The organism is Ruminococcus sp. YRD2003 (assembly GCA_900109435.1).
In the GTDB taxonomy this organism is placed as follows: Bacteria; Bacillota; Clostridia; order Oscillospirales; family Ruminococcaceae; genus Ruminococcus; species Ruminococcus flavefaciens_G.
In genome coordinates, this window is sequence record FNZT01000025.1 from 1 (window position 1) to 16,889 (window position 16,889).

Here is a 16,889-nt window from a genome sequence, read left to right on the forward strand (position 1 = left end):
CTTGTCCGCAAGCGCTTTCAGTACAGAGAGCTCTTTGTAGTCTGAGCCATAGTTGACATCTGTGTTGCACCTTACTTTCTGAAGTGTATCAATAACAATCACTTTCAGATTCGGAAGCTCCTGCTTACTCTTTTCAAGTTCTTCCTCAAGACCGTTGCCTATTGACTGCGCTTCTATTGCGAAGTTCAAGTTCTCACAAGGTTCATCTGTGAGATCGTATATCCTGTTCTGCAAGCGCAGGAGGTTGTCCTCGAGACTCAGATACAATACCTGACCAATATTTGTATCATGTTTGAGGAACTGCTCGCCGTTAGCGACAGACAAACATAAGTCCAATGCTAACCACGACTTGCCTATCTTCGGTGCGCCTGCAAGGATATACAGTCCCGGGTACAGCATTTTGTAGATGATGTACTCCTGTTTTTCCAGCGGAGTTGTCATTATGTACTCGCTGTTGTAGATCGTTAATTCGTTTCCTATAAAATCATCTCCTTCTTTTTTATCGGAACACAGCCGACAGCTTTTTTCGTTACGGGCAACTGCTCGCACGAACTATTTGTGTGTGCTGTGTCAGGCGGATTTCTGCTCTACACAAGTGAAAAATGTGGGAGCAGTATCCTTTTTGCAAATCGACCTGTTTTTGCATAAGTTTTTGACCGCTCTGAAACGTTTTCCGAAACACAAATTGATTTTTATGAGAACTGACCTTTTCTCAACAATCTATAAAAACAGCTGCACTGCCCATAGAATAGAGATTTGCAGACATTTCAACTCAAAACTGTTACTATGACAGTTTTGAATGTTTTTAGGGTAAAAATAAGCGTTTCGGAATAAAAATGTGGGAGCAGTATCCTTATTGCATTTTGGTATGTTTTTGACTATTATTTAAGGCTGCAGATCACGAACGCATCAGGACATAGTACGTCCCAGCATAGCAGACACACTGTTTTGAACAGCAGTATCCGCCGCACTATGCCTGACGAATCAGGAGTCGCCCGACTGCACATCGGACTCATAGACAACCTAAATGCTCGGCTGCCCCGGCACACTCCCATTGCCTGCGACGGTTTTATCACGCTCGGACTGTGGCTGAGTGTAAGTATCCGTTCCCGACTTTCATCGCTTACTTCACATCTGCGCTATGTGAAACCAGAGATGTTATCGCTCGCTCTTTCGAGGTCATCGCGCATCTCTGGGCTGGTACGGCTCACCGCCCCACCATCGGAAACAACGTAACTCCTGATCCCATATTCAATTTTCAAGTTACTTTTTGGTTTTTATTTGTTCATTTCAGGTCACCTCTTTGTATCATCCACTTGTAATATGTTATATCACATATCATATTACACAATTTAGAGAAGAATGAGCAGCGTTACTAATTTAACTCTGCTCTGATTCAAATTAATTTGTAATATTATATATCATATATACTATTACTTGTTCCCGATTATATTATAGCACACTATTTTTATTTGTCAAGGTCTCCTCAAAAATTTTTTGAAACAAAAAGAGCAAAGCGTTAATGCTTTGCTCTTGATTTATATACGTTATATTGGTTTCTGCATCTCGCAGAGCAGAACTCGCTGCGTATGTCGGCTGCATAGAACAGCTTTCCGCAGTGCTTGCAGGTGCGGAGCGGCTTCTTATCATCGGTTACTGCTTTTGCGAAGGCGAGGTCGATCATTGCCTTGAGCGAATCGTACTCGCACAGCAAGTTCAGACCATTTCTATCGTCTATCTTGTAGGTCAAGCGAGGAGGTATGAACTCTGTCAACTTTGATTCCTTACATATCATGAAGCTGTATAGGTACTTAAAGTATTTCTTTACCCATTCAAGAGGTTCGCAGTATCTGTACTTTCGCAGGAACATTGTCGAGTATATCGGACTGCGGTAGTACAGTCTCAGTTTGCCTTTTTGGTTGGATTTAGACATTATGTCGATGTTATCGAGAGGAAAGAAAGTCTTTGCAAATTCGTTCACATCAACTATACCGCTCTCGGTGAAGATATTATCGTGTACGATGACACGCTCATTTTTACCTATATCTGAGCCTGCAATGTCGGGCATGATACCAAGCAGACCGTATTTGTGAACGAAGTCCAGCACCATTTCGTTCTGTCCGAGGTCGTTTTCAGTCAGGTACTTGCCGAGATTAAGAGCGTCAGTCATCATTTCATTTTCGCTCTTTATCGGATCATACACCGCGCCGTATTCGCAGGGAACGATGTACTCAGTGTCGTTTATGCTCTGTATTTCGTATCTCGTATTCTTATGCCAGTGGCTTACTAATAGATGTTCCATACGTCTTCCTTGTAATCTCACTTGCTTGCGTTCATATTACTCACTGCCAGCATTATAACATGATATTGTGTGTTTGTCAAGGCTTAACAAATCATTTCAAGCCTGAAATCACGGCTTCTTCGCACCGCAGTTATTGCAGAAGTTGCCTACTATACCTTTATTTCCGCATGAGCAGTCCCACGCCGAAGGAGCTTCGGGGCGCTTCGCTCCACAGATATTACAGAAGTTGCCGATAACGCCCCTGTTGCCGCATGGACAGTCCCACGTTGCGGGCGGAGCGGGTTTGGGACTTCCGCAGTTATTGCAGAACATTCCCGTAGCCGCATTGCCGCAGCTGCACTGCCACTGGTCTGCTGCCGGCTGAACAGCAGGAACACTTCCGGAAAATGGCGCTGTCTCCGTGCCTCCGAACATATTGCCAAACTGCGGAGCTATATTCTTAGCCGCTGCAAGACCTATGCCCATGCCGAGCATATCGCCCATAACACCGCCTGCTCCGCCGTTTATAGTCATATTACCGAGTCCCTCGGCATATGCCTTCTGAACTTCTGCCTGCAATACGTCTTTCTGATCGTAGCCCTTGGCGCGCATTATCTCCGCCTCGGTAAGACCCTGTACACGCTGTGAAGTAGCTTCCGCCTGAGCCTCAATGATACGACGCTCAGCTTCGCGTTTGGCTATTTCAGTCTCAGTGAGCTGACGCTGCAATTCAGCTTCGCGGCGTGCAGCCTCGATCGCTGCCTTGCTCTTTTCCTGCTCGGTGCGGTAGAGAGTCTCATTCTGGGCTTCGGCTATTTTCACGCTTGCCTGAGCCTGAAGCATTCTCTGCTGCAATGTTACGGTATGCAGCTCACGGATACGTTTGAAATTAGGGTCGTCCTCGGGAAGAAGAATGCTTGTAACGTAGAATTGCGGTATCGTCAGACCATACTCCTCAAAACCGGGAAGTATCTTATCCCTGAGAGATGCCGATACAAGATCAAGTCTCTCATCTATCTCGAGGAGGTCGATATCGTTCTGCCTGATAACAGCAGGGAGATTAGTCTTGACAGCGTTGGAAATAAGCGGACGGAACGCAAGCTGCAGCGACTTTGTAAATCCGCTGCTGTCGGCATTCCATGATATGCCGGACATAGTTCCCACGACTTTCAGAAGCAGCTTTTCCGGATCGCTGACAGCAAGGTTCATCTCGCCGCAAGCGCCTATTTCAAGCGGAACGCCCGTTAGCGGGTCGATGAAGCGCACCTTGTCGGGAGTTCCCCATTTCACACCCATCTGAACAGTCTTATTTATGAAATAGACCTCACAGTGGAAAGGCGTATCAGCATTTATCTCATGCGCGATCAGCTTTCTGATTATAGGTATATTTTCAGTGATAAGAGTATGATTTCCGGCTGAAAACCGGTCAAGCATCTGACCGTTGCGGAAGAAAACCGCCTCCTGCGACTCGTGGACGATGAGCTGCGAGCCGATGTTGAAGTCCTCAAGAGGGTGTTTCCAGATGAATGTATTATTGTCGCCCTCATACTTGATGACGGAGATAACTCCCTTTTTGCTTTCCGCACTCATCGCGGCAGCCTTAGCAACGTCGATGACGGTGCTGCACATGGGACAGGTATATGTATCGGGCATCGACTTGAAAAGCCCGTCTGAAAGCTCAGTCATTCTGCCGCAGGTAGGGCATTTTATTGTATGCTTGCTCATAATAATGCACTCCTTTTTACGCATGAGCGACATCTGAGTATTCGCTGTTCAGTTCTTCTTCCATATTATAAAGCTCACGCAATCTTGATTCAATTTCCTTTTTACGCTTTCCTGCAAACAATCCTAATGAACTGTTCTCCTCATACAGACTCTTACGTTCTTCATTTATGGTATCCAGTTTTTTCTCATACTCTTCTGTGCGCACTTTTTTTATGTAGCGTTGTTTATTGATCCTAACGATCTCAGAACTATCCCTGTACGAAATAATGCTTTCAAGTATATCGATTGCTTTTCCAAATTCTTCTGTATTACCATTTTTAAGTAATGATGCAGCCTGCTGATAAAGTCCTTCATTTTTAGTTATCTCTTCAAGTTTGGAGTTGTATTTTATCTCAAAATCTGAAAGGTCATAGTAGCCTGAAAGATTATCGCTTGCCGATTTAGCCCATTTAACATCTATATCACTATATGCATTTTCCAGTCTGTCAATTATAATGCCATACATCTTTTCATTACACTCTTGGATGGATGCATCCTTTCCGTCAATGGGATCAAGGCTTTCAAATACTGCACGGCAATTCAAAAAATCGTCAAAGCTCTTAGCATTGCCTAAAAGCCCGAGACCTTGTTCGTACAAAGCTCTGTTTTTGTTAGAGAGAGCAGTGTTAAGATACGATGATATTTTCTCCCTGTAATTATCATCAGCAAATCTGTAAGCTTTTTTGTAGTTATCGTATTCACTGAAATCAACTTCGAGGGAACAGAAATCCTCCTCCGTGCAGATGTTGAGCTGAGCCATTAGCTTGCCAACGTATGCACGAGGTTCCTCGACGTTTTCATTGAGCACCTGCTCGAAGAAATCGTCTGCCTTTTCCCATTCCTTATCCTCTAACGCGAGCTTGCCGCGCTTTATGAGGTTCTCAACGTTTGCATTTGCAGGAACAGCGACCTCGACCTTTTGGACTTCTTTTACAGGAGCTTCAGCAGCCGCAAGCTTGCGAATGCCGCGTATCAGGTCCTGCATAAAGCCCAGCTTTGACATATCCTGTGCCTGAAACATTGAAAGGGCGTCCGGCAGGTCATAGGGGTCCATATCCTTATACGCAGGGATAATGGTGCGGCTGCGGTCCTCCTGCATGAGCATGAGATAGCGTGACCACTCGTTACGGACCCATACAGCATTGAAATACTCCGGCTTTGTGCCCACTACTACCATGACCTTAGAGCTGTTCAGTGCCGCGAATATGTATGGCTCATACTCAGTTCCGAGCTTGGATTCGAGTGTGATACGCGAGAAAAAGACCTTAAAGCCCTCCTGCGTGAGCCCGTAATACAATTCCTGTGCGAGTACGGAATCGGGAGTACGTCTGCCGTTTTCGTCGGTCTCCTTGTAACAGATGAAAACGTCGAATGGCTGTTCCTTGTTGGATATTTCAAGTATCCCCTTCTGCACCTTGTCGATGTAAGCGGCTTCGCTCTCATAGACGCCTCGCTGGAGCATATCCGCATGTTCAAGAGCTGTCTGATAGTCAGGGTCATCGAGGATCGAGCGGAACTGTGTACGGTGGCAGGTGGGTATCTTCTTTTTCGTGAGCGGGTCATCGACGTATTCGATACCGTATCTGCACAGCACTATCGACCAGTAAAGCTCGGCGTCGTCCTCAGAGCGGTTCGCCATTTTCTCGTATATTTCTGCCGCCTTGTCGAATTCGCACTGCTGGCGGAAGTGGTTAGCGCGGTTGAACATATTAAGGTTCTGTTCGTTGTCGGTTTTAGGGAGCGTCTGCTTGGTACCACAGTAATCGCACTCGCAAACGGTCATTCCCTCGGCGATCTCAAGTGTACCGCCGCACATTTTACATTTATAAACTGCCATTGTTTTTATATCTCCTTATTACAAATGAATTCTCTGTAGCACATTGGACATGATAGAGTTTTCTCATATATTTGCCATTTCATAAATGATAATTCGCCGCCACAATATGGACAAACTACGTCAATGTATTCATCAATATTTTCGTCGTTCAAAATAGCCGCCGCTTCTTTTTCTTGTTTTGCTGTTTCTTCTTCTTTTTTTCGTCTTGCTGTTTCTTCAGCCTTTTTTAATCGGTCTTGAATAGCAGAGTCAGCATTCTGTACGGTGTTCTTTTGTTCATCATTACCAAAACGTAAGACTTTAGCATAATTTTTACTATCATGTATCGGCTGATTTAGATTTGATAATGAATCTTTGGATGCGCATTTAAACTCTATCATCAACTTGAAAAGATAGGCATCTGCGTTGGTTGGTTCAATATTTAATACCTGCTCACAAAAATCGTCAGCACGGTCAAATTCACCATCTTCCAAGAAGAGTTCCACTCTTTTTAAGAGAGGAGCAACTTCTAAATGCGATTGACCCTGAATCGCCCCTTGAAACGAAGAAGTATTTTTTTCTTTTTCAGACTTGTCAACCGTCAGGACCTTCTTGATACCTCGGATAACATCATTGATAAAACCTATCTTTGACATATCCTGAGCCTGCAAATGAGCGAATTCCTCAGGAAGCTCATATGCATCCATATCCCTGTAACACGGGATGATCAGTTTGCTCCTGTCCTCACGAACTATCTTTAGATACCTGCTCCACTCATTCTGCACCCATACAGCATCGAAATATTCGGGTTTAGTTCCGAGTACGAGCATTACCTTTGCGGAGTGAAGAGCCGCATAAATATACGGTTCATAAGCCTGTCCAAGTTTATCCTCCAGCGTTATAGCTGCATAAAAGACCTTGAAGCCTTCCTGTGTGAGCTGATAGTAAATATCGTTGGCAATAACTGAATCTTGCGTACGTTTTCCGTCAGCATCGGTCTCCTTGTAGCAGATGAAAACATCGAAAGGAGCTTCGTTCTGTGCAATAGCAAGGATATCCTTCTGTATGCGGTCAATCTCAGCTGCTTCTTGTTCATAGACCGCACGCTGCATAAAGTCAGCGTGTTCAAGTGCAGCGAGATAGTCAGGATCGGTCTGTACGGGTTCGAGCTGAGTTCTGTGACAGGTTGGAATCTTTTTAAGCGTAGCAGGATCTTCCACGTATTCAATACCATATTTACAAAGAACAAGACCCCAGTAGCTTTCTGAATCATCTGGATAATTCGTCACAAGCTTCTCATACAGAGCCTGTGCTTTATCAAATTCAGATTTGTATCGCAGATTGTTTGCTCGATTGAAAAGATTTGCTGTTGCATCGTCCTGAGCTTTTGGCAAAGTCTGTTTAGTTCCGCAGTATTCGCACTCAGAAACGGTCATTCCCTCGGCGATCTCAAGCGTACCGCCGCACATTTTACATTTATAAACTGCCATGATTATCCTCCCCGCAATAAAAAAATCAATATATTAAGGATAAAAAATTTCCCTGATGTAGCAAATACATTATAAATATTATACCATTGTCAGCAATATATGTCAAGTAAATTTGTCGAACATTTACATATAGTAAGACTCTGCATATATTATACATACAGGAAAACAGAAACTATATTATTCACCGAATCAGCTGCCAAATATATCCGTGTATTGACAATTGTATCACCCCTGCCTTATAATAGAAATAAAGAAACCGCAAGGAGGAAAATCGCATGAAAGCACACAGGATAATTGCCATTGCTGCCGTGGCGGTTCTTGCCGTACCAACTTATTCATCGGCAGCGGAGAGAGAAGCTCCGCACAGGATAGTCGGCTATCTGCCCGACTGGAACTATCAGCCATTCAGCGAGCTCGACCTCAACGAGCTCACGCATATCAACATCGCATTCTGCAATCCCGACGAAAACGGCAGGCTGTTCTGCTACATACCCGATGAGAAGCTGAAAAGCATTGTCTCTGAGGCGCACCGCCACGATGTCGAGGTATTCGCCGCTCTCGGAGGCGGAGGAGGCTGTGACGGCTACCTCCAACACATTGGCACTCCCGAGGAGCGTGCCGATTTCAACGCTAACATTATGGACTACTGCGAAACCTACGACTTCGACGGCATCGACCTCGATATCGAGCTGGGCTCAAATCATCAGATATGGGACTACTATGGGGACTGGTGTACGGAGCTCCGCGCTCTCTGCGATGAACGTGATATGGAGATGTCCACCGCAACGGCTCAATGGGTCGCGCAGAAGGTCACTCCCGACACGTTTGCGCTGTTCGATTTCGTGAACATTATGGCTTATGACAACGATTTGGACAAACAGTCTCACGCCTCGTATGAATACTCGGTCGAGTGCCTCAACTACTTCTCCGAAAGGAAGCAGATTCCAAAGGACAAGCTCGTTCTCGGAGTGCCTTTCTACGGCAGAGGCTACACCGCTGACGGTGAGCTTGACTGGAACTCATATATGTCCTTCGCCGATGCTGTCAGCAAGGGCGATGAGTATTACAGCACCGATGTCTGCGACGGTATCGCCTACAACGGAGCTGTCACAATGGCGAAAAAAGCGGAGCTTGCAAAAAACTACGGCGGCATTATGATATGGGAGCTCACGCAGGATGCAAATGGCGAAAAGTCGCTGCTGAAGGTGATAAACGATACGCTCCGCGGCGAGACTTCCGTCGCAGGAGATGTGAACTCTGACGGCAGCTTCAATGTGTCCGACCTTGTGCTGTTGCAGAGGTGGCTGCTTGCGGCTCCTGATTCGGAACTCGCTGACTGGCAGACAGGCGACCTGTGCGAAGACGGCAGGCTCGATGTGTTTGACATGTGTATGATGAGAAAAATGCTCGTTGGATAGCGCGAAAGCTCCCCGAATTCGGGGAGCTTCTTTGCGTATATATATTTAAGGAGATTCGTTATCAGCACTTTTCAGCGTAGTCCGTGCCAGCCATGAAGTACTGGACAGGAGCGTTCGCATCGCTCATGGAGCGTACGCCAACCTTGAAAGCGTACTGGAGCTTGTCGTAGTCGTAGTTCACGAAGTCGCAGCTTACTATCATGCCATCAGCAATACCAGAAGCAGCGATCGCATTCTGACCAGCCTGCTGGCTTGCAGATGCGAATCTGTGCTCGGCGGAATCATAGTAATGCTCCCATTCTTCCTTGTCAAGGCTGTCCTTTTTGCTGATCCACTCGCCCTCAGTCATAGCGAAGTTCTCGCCTGCGATGTAGTACCAAGCAGCAGCATTCGCGTTGTCGACGGGAATGATACTGAAGCGATAAGCAGCCGAGCCGTCGCTTGTCTGGACAGTCTCCGAGCTTACTATCCTGCCGTTACCGCCCGCGTAAGCGATCGCATTGTCGGCAGCCGCCTGCTCTGCGGAGGAAGCAGCCTTGTATGCGGGAGCAGCCTGCTGAACGGGAGCCTGAGCTGCGGGCTGCTGTGTATATGAAGCAGTATTTGTATCAGCGTTGTAGGAAATGACATCGTTGTTGCTGAGCGCAGCAGCGTTTGCGTTCTGCTCTGCCGACTTTGCGGGAGCGGTCACAGCCGTCTCTGTTGTCACAGCGGCATTGTCAGTCTGAACAGCCTCCGTGGTCTGAACAGTCTGTGCTGCGGGCTGTACCTTACCTGCGTCCTTTGATGTCTCAACTGCACGTCCGCAGCCTGTCAGTGCGATAGCACCGAGGATAGAAGCGATAGCGATTACTGTGAACTTACCTGTTTTCATGATTGATTTCTCCTTTATCATTACGATTTAATAACATTTTTCTGAGGGGCTTTCCCCTTCCGTGATTATATAATACCACGGATACGCGAGAGAATCAATATTCAATAATTCCCCGAAACGTAGCCTAAACTACGGCATTTCCAAGAGTTGTAGCTTAGGCTACAAAAAGCATCGAAACTGTAAAAAGCTCTAATTCATGAAACTAATTTATGATTTAGGGAAATGACAGAAGCTCCCCAAGCAATTAGGGAGCTTCTTTCTCATTCATTATGAATTTGCGTCATAATATCGTTTCAATATTACGTGCTGAATAGAGGAAACGGTCGATGTACACGATTTCCTGTACCTCGTCAACATGATAAAAGATCAGGTAGTTTCCGACCGGAATAAAACGATAGCTGACCTTAGAAATATGAGGATATACAGGAAATGCAAGCGGTGCTGAATCCAGCATAGCTATGTTATCTTTGACCTTTTTAAGCAGGCTGCCTGCTGCACCTCTGTTTTTCAGCGTTCCCGCGATGTACAACAGAACGCTGTCAAGGTCCGACTCAAAGGACTTAGTGACCAGTATCTTATAGTGCATATTTGCTCTCCAGTCTTGCAAATGCTTCATCAGCGGCAGATACGTTTCCGTCAGCTATATCCTGCTCTGCTTCATTGAGCTTTCTTTCGATGTCAGCCCTGCTGTTGACTATCACGTTCTGAGGTGAAGGAAGCTGTACCTGAAACGGGAGACTTCCTGTAAGATTGACCTGACAGAGAAGCATATTAACTGCATCTGAAATTGTAAGTCCAAGCATAGCAAGTGTCTGCTCGGCGTTATTCTTGGTTTCTTCGTTTACACGAATGTGGATAGTATCAGTTTTAGCCATAAAGCTCACCTGTCCTTTCGTTGTTGGTTTATGTATATTGTATCACATTTGTTATACATTGTCAACACAAATTTGTGGCTTGCCTTAGAAGACATAGTCCGCCGCGGAATTCCAGTTTTTTTTCAAAAACTACTTGACAACCGCGGAAATACGTGCTATAATGGGTTTAGTTAAATAAGAGAACGTTTGTTCCAATGGCGTTGCCGTATCTTTCGTTCACGCTACGTCATTGGATTTATAAAACTGTCCACTGTCGGCAGTTCAATTCGACAGTCAAAATATAATATGCGGGTGTGGTGAAATTGGCAGACACGTCAGATTTAGGTTCTATTTCTGAAAGGAGTGCAGGTTCGATTCCTGTCAGGTGCACCAAAAATTAAGCCGTAGGGTTATCCCTACGGCTATTTTCATACCTATTCATTGATCTCAAAGCACACCGAGCTCGTATCCTTGAAATCACCGTTGAATTCAAGTGTTACATCGAGGCTGCCGTCCTCGTTTTCGTGGACGTTTATCTTGCGGACGAGCAGGCGCAAATTCGCATCCGAGATGTACGGCTCGAGCAGCACCTCGTCGAGCAGCTCTGCTGTGGACATCAGCTCGTCACGGCGCTTCTTGCTGAGTTCGTCGAACTTCCTGCAATCCTCTATCTTCTGCGTCAGCTCCGCTATCTCAGCTTCACGCTTTTCAATCATAAGAAAAAAACGTCACTTAATAATGCTTATGTGGCAGTTTTGTATTCATCTAACAGGATCTTATTTTCCTTATTCATAGTCCCAAACTCTTCGATACAGCAAATGACTTCGCTGCATTTTTTAATGATCTCAAGCGCAAGTGCAATATTCTTTTCGCTTATCGGCTCAAATGCTTTCTCGGAAACGAGCACAGCTGCAAGGGCTTTGGCTATCGGATACTCGATGTCGTTTTCGTGCAATACACCCGCCGCGAACGGTATGCCCTGACGCTGGAGACGTCTGTAAACTGGTATTCCTGAGCCTCCGCCTCCGATGACGAAGACCTGTGGCTCTCCCTGAGCTCCAAGAGCCTCGGCAGTTCCAATGAGCGGCTCAAATGTACCGCTGGTTATGCCATATAGCCGACTTATATAGTCTCCGCTGAAGATATCTTCGGGAGCACCAAACCTGTCAGCTTTACCGTCCTTTACGCAGAGTATCACGTCAGAGAAACGCTGTGCAAGGTCGAGCTCGTGCAGAGTCTGTACAACGGCGATATTCCTGATTTTGGCGAGCTCTCTCAGCAGGCTGAGCAGACGCAGCTTGTTGTTGATATCGAGATAAGATGTAGGTTCGTCGAGAATGAGTACCTCCGGCTGCTGTGCAATCGCACGGGCAAGCATGACCGTCTGCCGCTGCCCGTCGCTGATACAGCGGATATCAGTATCGGCAAGGCTGACAGTGCCGGTAAGCTCCATAGCCTCCCTGACTATCCTTCTGTCGTCGGACGAAAGCAGACCGAGTCTGCCTGTATATGGATAACGGCCTGTCGAAACTACGTCCTCACAGGTCATTTTTTCTGCTGTGATACGCTCAGTCAGGCAGACCGAAAGAGACTTGGCTATGTCCTGACCTCTCATTGCCGCTATATCAAAGCCCCCCAGAGAAACAGCACCGGAAAGAGGCGGCAGTTGAGCAGCGATAGTTTTCAGTATAGTGGATTTTCCGGCGCCGTTAGGTCCGATAATGGTGAGCACCTCGCCTCTGCTGACTTCAAATCCAAGTCCGCTCACGACCACTTTTCTGCTGTATCCTACAGAAAGTTCCTCTGTTCTGAGAATCGCACCAGTCATTCAGACACTTCCCTTCTGCTCTCTTCTGCTCAGCATCGCGGCAATGACCACAGGCGCTCCGAATACAGCTGTTATGGTACTGATACTTATCTCCACCGGAGCCAAAAGCATTCTTGCGACAAGGTCACAGGCCAGACAAAACACTGCTCCTCCGATGAATGAAGACGGTATCACTACGATAGGCTTTGCGGTGCCGAAGGATGTTTTGACAAGGTGAGGCACGGCTATCCCCACGAATGAAACAGGCCCAGCAAAAGCCGTAACGCAGGCTGAAAGTATGCTCGATAGCAATATGAGCGCCAGTCTGAAAAGTCTGATATTCACGCCCATATTCTTTGCGTAACTCTCGCCGAGCTGATAGGCGCTCATGGGCTTTGACAGCATGAAAGCAGCCGCAAGAGCCGTCAGCACCACAGCGGCGATGACCTTGACATTCTCCATACTTATGCCTGAGAAGCTGCCTTGCGACCAATTGTGAAGGTTCACGATATTAGCGTCGTCGGCAAAGGTCACGACAAGCTCGGTGACTGCAGAGCATATATAGCCTATCATCACTCCTGCGATGATGAGCTGTGCCATATTCTTCACCTTCCCCGAAAGGAGCAGTATCGCCCCCATTGAGAGCAGTGAGCCGACAAATGCAGTCCCGACCATTTCGGCTGAACCGAGCAGCACACCGTACTTCATCGTCAGCATCATGGCGATCGCAACGGCAAGCTTTGCTCCGGAAGAAATGCCCAGAACGTAGGGACCGGCTATGGGGTTCCTGAAGAAGCTTTGCAGGAGAAATCCCGATACTGAAAGAGCTCCTCCAAGCAGCGCTGCTGAGATAGCCCGCGGCAGGCGGATATTTCGTACTATAGTGTGTGCGGTGCTCTCGGAGCTGCTTGTCAATGCGTCAAGAACATCAGTAAAATTGAGGTCGGCAGTTCCGATCATAAGCTCAAGAATAAAAAAAACAGCCGCAAGTATTATCAGTGCTGAGAAACAAATGCTCCAGCGAAGTGCTCTCTTTTTACTCATATCTCACCTCATTCAAGCTTGTGGAGAAAAGCCAGTTCAGACGTATCGGCTGTATCTGTGAAAATAGCGTTAAGATCGCATATCATATCTGCGGCACCGGTAGTCTGCTGGAACATATTCTGTCCCGTACACCAGACATCACCCGATCTCACAGCCTTGAAGTCGGCGATAACTCCGCATTTGCCGATAAGCTGCTCAATGCTGTCGAGCTCGCCGTCAATGGTGCTGTTGTATATCAGGATATCGGCGTCGCGCGCGATATCATAGAAGGTCTCAGTCTGTATATTCATTGTCGAGAGCGCGTTATCGTCGATGTTGAGGTCATCGGCTGTGAAAATGTAGCGTCCGCCCGCAAGCTCTATCATCTTCGCGACATAATCAGCCGGCTTGCGGATATTGACATAACCATTGGACGTTACATAGAAAAAAGCAACTGTTTTTCGCTCGTTATCGGGGATCTCGGGAACTGAGAGTTCCTCGAACGCCTTCGTCTTCTCATCGAACATTCTCTCTGAAGCTTCGGCGTCACCAGTCAGCAGGCCGTACAGCTTTATCCACTCCATGCGTCCGAGCGGGTGTGTCTCATAGCTCGAACGCTCGACTATTACGGGTATCCCAAGTGCCTCAAGCTGCTCCTTGACCTCGGGTGTATGGTATATCATCGTCGATTCGACGGCAAGTCCACAGTTCTCCGAAAGAAGGTATTCATAGTCGGGGGAGCTGTATTTGCCGATGAATTCGATCTCTCCTGAGTCAACAGCTTCGCGTATATTGGGTATGCTCCAGCAGTTAGCGGCCGTTGAGGTCATCGCAACTTCGTCAAGTTTGCCAATACCGTCAAAAAGATCCATGGCTGAGCTTGCCGCAACATAGATGTTCTCAACAGGCTGCTTTATCACGGTCATACCGGTAGCGTCATCCGGCACGCTTGCGTTCTCAGGTACGATCAGAAACCTGTCGTCCGCGATGCTTACTATGGAGCAGCCATTCTCGCAGTAGTCAACGCTGAACTGCTCAGCGTATTTCAGCTCCATACTGCCGACTATATCAAGGTCGGCGGCTTTATTATCTCTTCCGCAGCCTGTGATAAACAGCAGCCCGACTGCGGCGGCAATGAATTTCAGCTGTTTTATTCGCATTTCTTTATCGAAGATGAGGCAAAGTACAGCGTGTATTCTATCATGTGCGGTGTGCTCATTGCTGTGGTATTCGCACTGACAGGAATTTTATAGTCAAAGCCGATAACAGGTATCTCGAATACCGAATGTCCGTCGATGAGCGTCGGTGTGTATTCGAGCTCCTGAACGACCATTTTGTCGTATTTATCACTGCTCCACTTTATCTCGGCAGTGGCTTTTCCGCCCTTGATGCTTAGTTTAGCGGGTGATTCGACCGTCGCTCTGCCCGAGCCTCCGTCAAGCTCAACTTCGATAGTATATTCGCCGTCTTCAAGACTGAGTGAGGAAACGGTCGCGTACCTCTGTTCCTTGAAAGCTGTATCGGGGAGTGAATCTGCACGGAATACGAGTGTGCGTCCGTACCATTCCTGCTTCTTTGCGCTGAGTGCTGCACACTGCACCTCTTTGTCGAGGGATTCAACAGGCACCGTGAATACTGATTGTCCGCCATCATTGACGGTATATCCTATCGTCTCCGACGCATTCTTTGCTTCGTCCTCAGTTCCCATAAACAAAGCGTCGTAGGACTTGCTGTCGATGATTATATCGGCGGTCATGCCATCCTCGCCGACATGGAGTATGCAGTCAGCTATCTTGAACATTGATGAACTCGAATCAACCGAAATGTAGTAGTTACCTATGTTCAGTGCGTCCGCACTTACCGCAGTCATGCCTTCATAGCCGACCTCGTTCTGAGGAGCTGTGGCGTGCTCGGTGGTGACTTCGGAAGCAGATTCTGTGGTCGGTTCGCTCGATGCTTCTGTAGTTGAAGCAGTGGTGGTTGACTGTGTTGCAGGCTGCTCGGATGATGTGCTCTCTGTTCCGCAGGAAACGAGTGCAAGTGCTGTGAGGAGCGATATTGTTATGATAGTCTTCTTCATATTTTCTCCTGTATAAAACTTGCGGGCGAACACTGTTCGCCCCTACATGGATAAAATAGCCGTTTTGTAGGGGCGAACATCGTGCGCCCGCTGATATTCTGTTTACTTGATGGAATCTATTGCCTTCTGTGCGTGCTCTACGTATATCTTTCTTATCTCTTCGTTCTCGCCGAGACCTCTGAGCAGGCACTCTACTTCAAAGCCCTCAGCCTCGAATGCTGACTTCCATGAGTCCTCTTCGTCGCCAGCCATATCGTTGTTGGCGTGGTCGCCTGCAACTACCATGAGAGGCTCGAGAACTACCTTTTCGTATCCGCCTGCCTTTACCTTTTCGATAACGTCATCTAACGAAGGAGTAGCCTCAACTGTGCCTACAAAGTAATTAGTGTGACCGTCAGCTGTGAGCAGCTCCTGCATCTTTGCATAAACTCCGTTGGACTCTGCTTCTGTGCCGTGTCCCATAAAGCAGATAGCTGTCTTGCCGTCGTCATAGTCCTTTGTCCAGTCAACGATAGCGTTCTCAACACGCTTGAAGTCGTCGTCGCTCGTGAGGAGAGGCTCGCCGATAACTACTTTGTCGAAGGCATCGGAATAGCTTGCTATCTTGGTGCTGAGCTCGTCGTATTCGATACCGTTCATGAGATGAGTCGGCTGAACTACGAGGTTCTTTACGCCATTGTCAACGGCTCTCTTGAGGGATTCGTCTATGTCGTCGATGTGTATGCCGTCGCGGCGCTCAACGTGGTCGATGATGATGTTTGCTGTGAATCCGCGGCGGACTGAGTAGTCGGGGAAAGCTTCCTCGAGCGAGTTTTCGATAGCTCCGATAGTGAGGCGGCGACTGTCGTTGAAGCTCGTGCCGAAGCTGAGCACGAGAAGCTCGTTGTCGCCGATATTGTCCTGATTGCGGATGTTGTCGAGAGAAGCGTCTCCTGTATTGTAGTTCTCCTCGTCCTCTTCTTCCTCAGCCTCAGTAGCTGCCTCTGTTGAAGCGGATTCGGTCGTGTTAACTTCGAGAGATGTGGTTGTGGGAGCTGTTGTTGCTTCAGATGAGCTCTCCGAAGAGCTGTCACCGCAAGAAGTAAAAGCAGCAGTGATGCAGCTGAGTCCAATAATGAAAGCGATTGTTTTTTTCATGATGATCTTCCTCGTATAATAGATTTTAGGGTGGTTTAAAGAGCACCCCAATGAACCTCTGCCACGCTCGGTTGAGTAAAGCAGCATTGAAATCGGAATGAGCGTAGCGAATGGAGATTTCAATGCTGCGGCGGAGTTCCGCCGGGTTTAATCAAACAATCAACAGGCATTCACATACCCATGATATAATAGCTGTAATCAGCAGGAACAAGTTCTGATCTTCCTTAGTCGAACCTCAAGGTTGCTTCCTTAGAGAGTCTGTTCCCCAGAGCTGTGAGTTAGCTGCTTACACGTAGGCTGTTTATCCGGGATGCACTCCATCCGGTTTTACAGGCAGTACGGATC

The 16,889-nt window shown here is 47.3% G+C and carries 15 protein-coding genes; 1 reads left to right on the top strand and 14 read right to left on the bottom strand.

Annotated elements, in window-relative coordinates:
* The 5 genes from BMX22_RS14995 to BMX22_RS15015 form a co-directional block, all read right to left on the bottom strand.
* The coding region (locus tag BMX22_RS14995) for an AAA family ATPase (protein ID WP_143055557.1) at positions 1-441 on the bottom strand (441 nt) is incomplete at its 3' end.
* Positions 442-1,519: 1,078 nt separating this feature from the next.
* On the bottom strand, positions 1,520-2,302 hold the full coding sequence (locus tag BMX22_RS15000) for a hypothetical protein (RefSeq protein WP_031562523.1): 783 nt from the start codon (positions 2,300-2,302) through the stop codon (positions 1,520-1,522).
* A 108-nt stretch (positions 2,303-2,410) separates the two neighbouring features.
* A complete protein-coding gene (locus BMX22_RS15005) occupies positions 2,411-4,006 on the bottom strand; it encodes an SPFH domain-containing protein (protein ID WP_074743393.1) in 1,596 nt (531 codons plus the stop codon).
* Between the two features lie 16 nt (positions 4,007-4,022).
* Positions 4,023-5,882: a TIR domain-containing protein gene (locus tag BMX22_RS15010; RefSeq protein ID WP_074743394.1), complete on the bottom strand. Its 1,860-nt coding sequence runs from the start codon at positions 5,880-5,882 to the stop codon at positions 4,023-4,025.
* A gap of 5 nt (positions 5,883-5,887) precedes the next feature.
* Positions 5,888-7,351, bottom strand: a complete 1,464-nt coding sequence (locus BMX22_RS15015) for a TIR domain-containing protein (protein ID WP_074743396.1) — start codon at positions 7,349-7,351, stop codon at positions 5,888-5,890.
* A gap of 275 nt (positions 7,352-7,626) precedes the next feature.
* Here BMX22_RS15015 and BMX22_RS17000 point away from each other — a divergent pair, with 275 nt between their 5' ends.
* Positions 7,627-8,769: a glycosyl hydrolase family 18 protein gene (locus BMX22_RS17000; RefSeq protein ID WP_074743398.1), complete on the top strand. Its 1,143-nt coding sequence runs from the start codon at positions 7,627-7,629 to the stop codon at positions 8,767-8,769.
* A 61-nt stretch (positions 8,770-8,830) separates the two neighbouring features.
* Here BMX22_RS17000 and BMX22_RS15025 read toward each other — a convergent pair whose 3' ends face one another.
* From BMX22_RS15025 to BMX22_RS15065, 9 genes are all read right to left on the bottom strand, one after another.
* A complete protein-coding gene (locus BMX22_RS15025) occupies positions 8,831-9,643 on the bottom strand; it encodes a hypothetical protein (protein WP_074743400.1) in 813 nt (270 codons plus the stop codon).
* A 280-nt stretch (positions 9,644-9,923) separates the two neighbouring features.
* Entirely contained in the window at positions 9,924-10,229 is a 306-nt protein-coding gene (locus BMX22_RS15030) for a type II toxin-antitoxin system RelE/ParE family toxin (protein ID WP_074743402.1), read from the bottom strand.
* Complete coding sequence (locus BMX22_RS15035) at positions 10,219-10,518, bottom strand: type II toxin-antitoxin system RelB/DinJ family antitoxin (RefSeq protein ID WP_074743404.1); 300 nt, start codon at positions 10,516-10,518, stop codon at positions 10,219-10,221. The genes BMX22_RS15030 and BMX22_RS15035 overlap by 11 nt, the downstream gene beginning before the upstream one ends.
* A gap of 413 nt (positions 10,519-10,931) precedes the next feature.
* On the bottom strand, positions 10,932-11,213 hold the full coding sequence (locus BMX22_RS15040; RefSeq protein WP_074743405.1) for a hypothetical protein: 282 nt from the start codon (positions 11,211-11,213) through the stop codon (positions 10,932-10,934).
* A 26-nt stretch (positions 11,214-11,239) separates the two neighbouring features.
* Positions 11,240-12,325, bottom strand: a complete 1,086-nt coding sequence (locus BMX22_RS15045; protein ID WP_074743407.1) for an ABC transporter ATP-binding protein — start codon at positions 12,323-12,325, stop codon at positions 11,240-11,242.
* Positions 12,326-13,348 (bottom strand): FecCD family ABC transporter permease, encoded by a 1,023-nt coding sequence (locus BMX22_RS15050; RefSeq protein WP_074743409.1) that lies wholly within the window; start codon positions 13,346-13,348, stop codon positions 12,326-12,328. It lies immediately after the preceding gene.
* A gap of 8 nt (positions 13,349-13,356) precedes the next feature.
* A complete protein-coding gene (locus BMX22_RS15055; protein WP_074743411.1) occupies positions 13,357-14,487 on the bottom strand; it encodes an ABC transporter substrate-binding protein in 1,131 nt (376 codons plus the stop codon).
* Entirely contained in the window at positions 14,478-15,407 is a 930-nt protein-coding gene (locus BMX22_RS15060) for a hypothetical protein (protein WP_074743413.1), read from the bottom strand. The genes BMX22_RS15055 and BMX22_RS15060 overlap by 10 nt, the downstream gene beginning before the upstream one ends.
* Before the next feature lie 102 nt (positions 15,408-15,509).
* Positions 15,510-16,544, bottom strand: a complete 1,035-nt coding sequence (locus BMX22_RS15065; protein WP_074743414.1) for a sirohydrochlorin cobaltochelatase — start codon at positions 16,542-16,544, stop codon at positions 15,510-15,512.
* Positions 16,545-16,889 lie beyond the last annotated feature (345 nt).

Coding starts and splice junctions, on each gene's coding strand:
- BMX22_RS15000 (WP_031562523.1), bottom strand. CDS start 2,302: ATGGAACATCTATTAGTAAGCCACTGGCATAAGAATACGAGATACGAA.
- BMX22_RS15005 (WP_074743393.1), bottom strand. CDS start 4,006: ATGAGCAAGCATACAATAAAATGCCCTACCTGCGGCAGAATGACTGAG.
- BMX22_RS15010 (WP_074743394.1), bottom strand. CDS start 5,882: ATGGCAGTTTATAAATGTAAAATGTGCGGCGGTACACTTGAGATCGCC.
- BMX22_RS15015 (WP_074743396.1), bottom strand. CDS start 7,351: ATGGCAGTTTATAAATGTAAAATGTGCGGCGGTACGCTTGAGATCGCC.
- BMX22_RS17000 (WP_074743398.1), top strand. CDS start 7,627: ATGAAAGCACACAGGATAATTGCCATTGCTGCCGTGGCGGTTCTTGCC.
- BMX22_RS15025 (WP_074743400.1), bottom strand. CDS start 9,643: ATGAAAACAGGTAAGTTCACAGTAATCGCTATCGCTTCTATCCTCGGT.
- BMX22_RS15030 (WP_074743402.1), bottom strand. CDS start 10,229: ATGCACTATAAGATACTGGTCACTAAGTCCTTTGAGTCGGACCTTGAC.
- BMX22_RS15035 (WP_074743404.1), bottom strand. CDS start 10,518: ATGGCTAAAACTGATACTATCCACATTCGTGTAAACGAAGAAACCAAG.
- BMX22_RS15040 (WP_074743405.1), bottom strand. CDS start 11,213: ATGATTGAAAAGCGTGAAGCTGAGATAGCGGAGCTGACGCAGAAGATA.
- BMX22_RS15045 (WP_074743407.1), bottom strand. CDS start 12,325: ATGACTGGTGCGATTCTCAGAACAGAGGAACTTTCTGTAGGATACAGC.
- BMX22_RS15050 (WP_074743409.1), bottom strand. CDS start 13,348: ATGAGTAAAAAGAGAGCACTTCGCTGGAGCATTTGTTTCTCAGCACTG.
- BMX22_RS15055 (WP_074743411.1), bottom strand. CDS start 14,487: ATGCGAATAAAACAGCTGAAATTCATTGCCGCCGCAGTCGGGCTGCTG.
- BMX22_RS15060 (WP_074743413.1), bottom strand. CDS start 15,407: ATGAAGAAGACTATCATAACAATATCGCTCCTCACAGCACTTGCACTC.
- BMX22_RS15065 (WP_074743414.1), bottom strand. CDS start 16,544: ATGAAAAAAACAATCGCTTTCATTATTGGACTCAGCTGCATCACTGCT.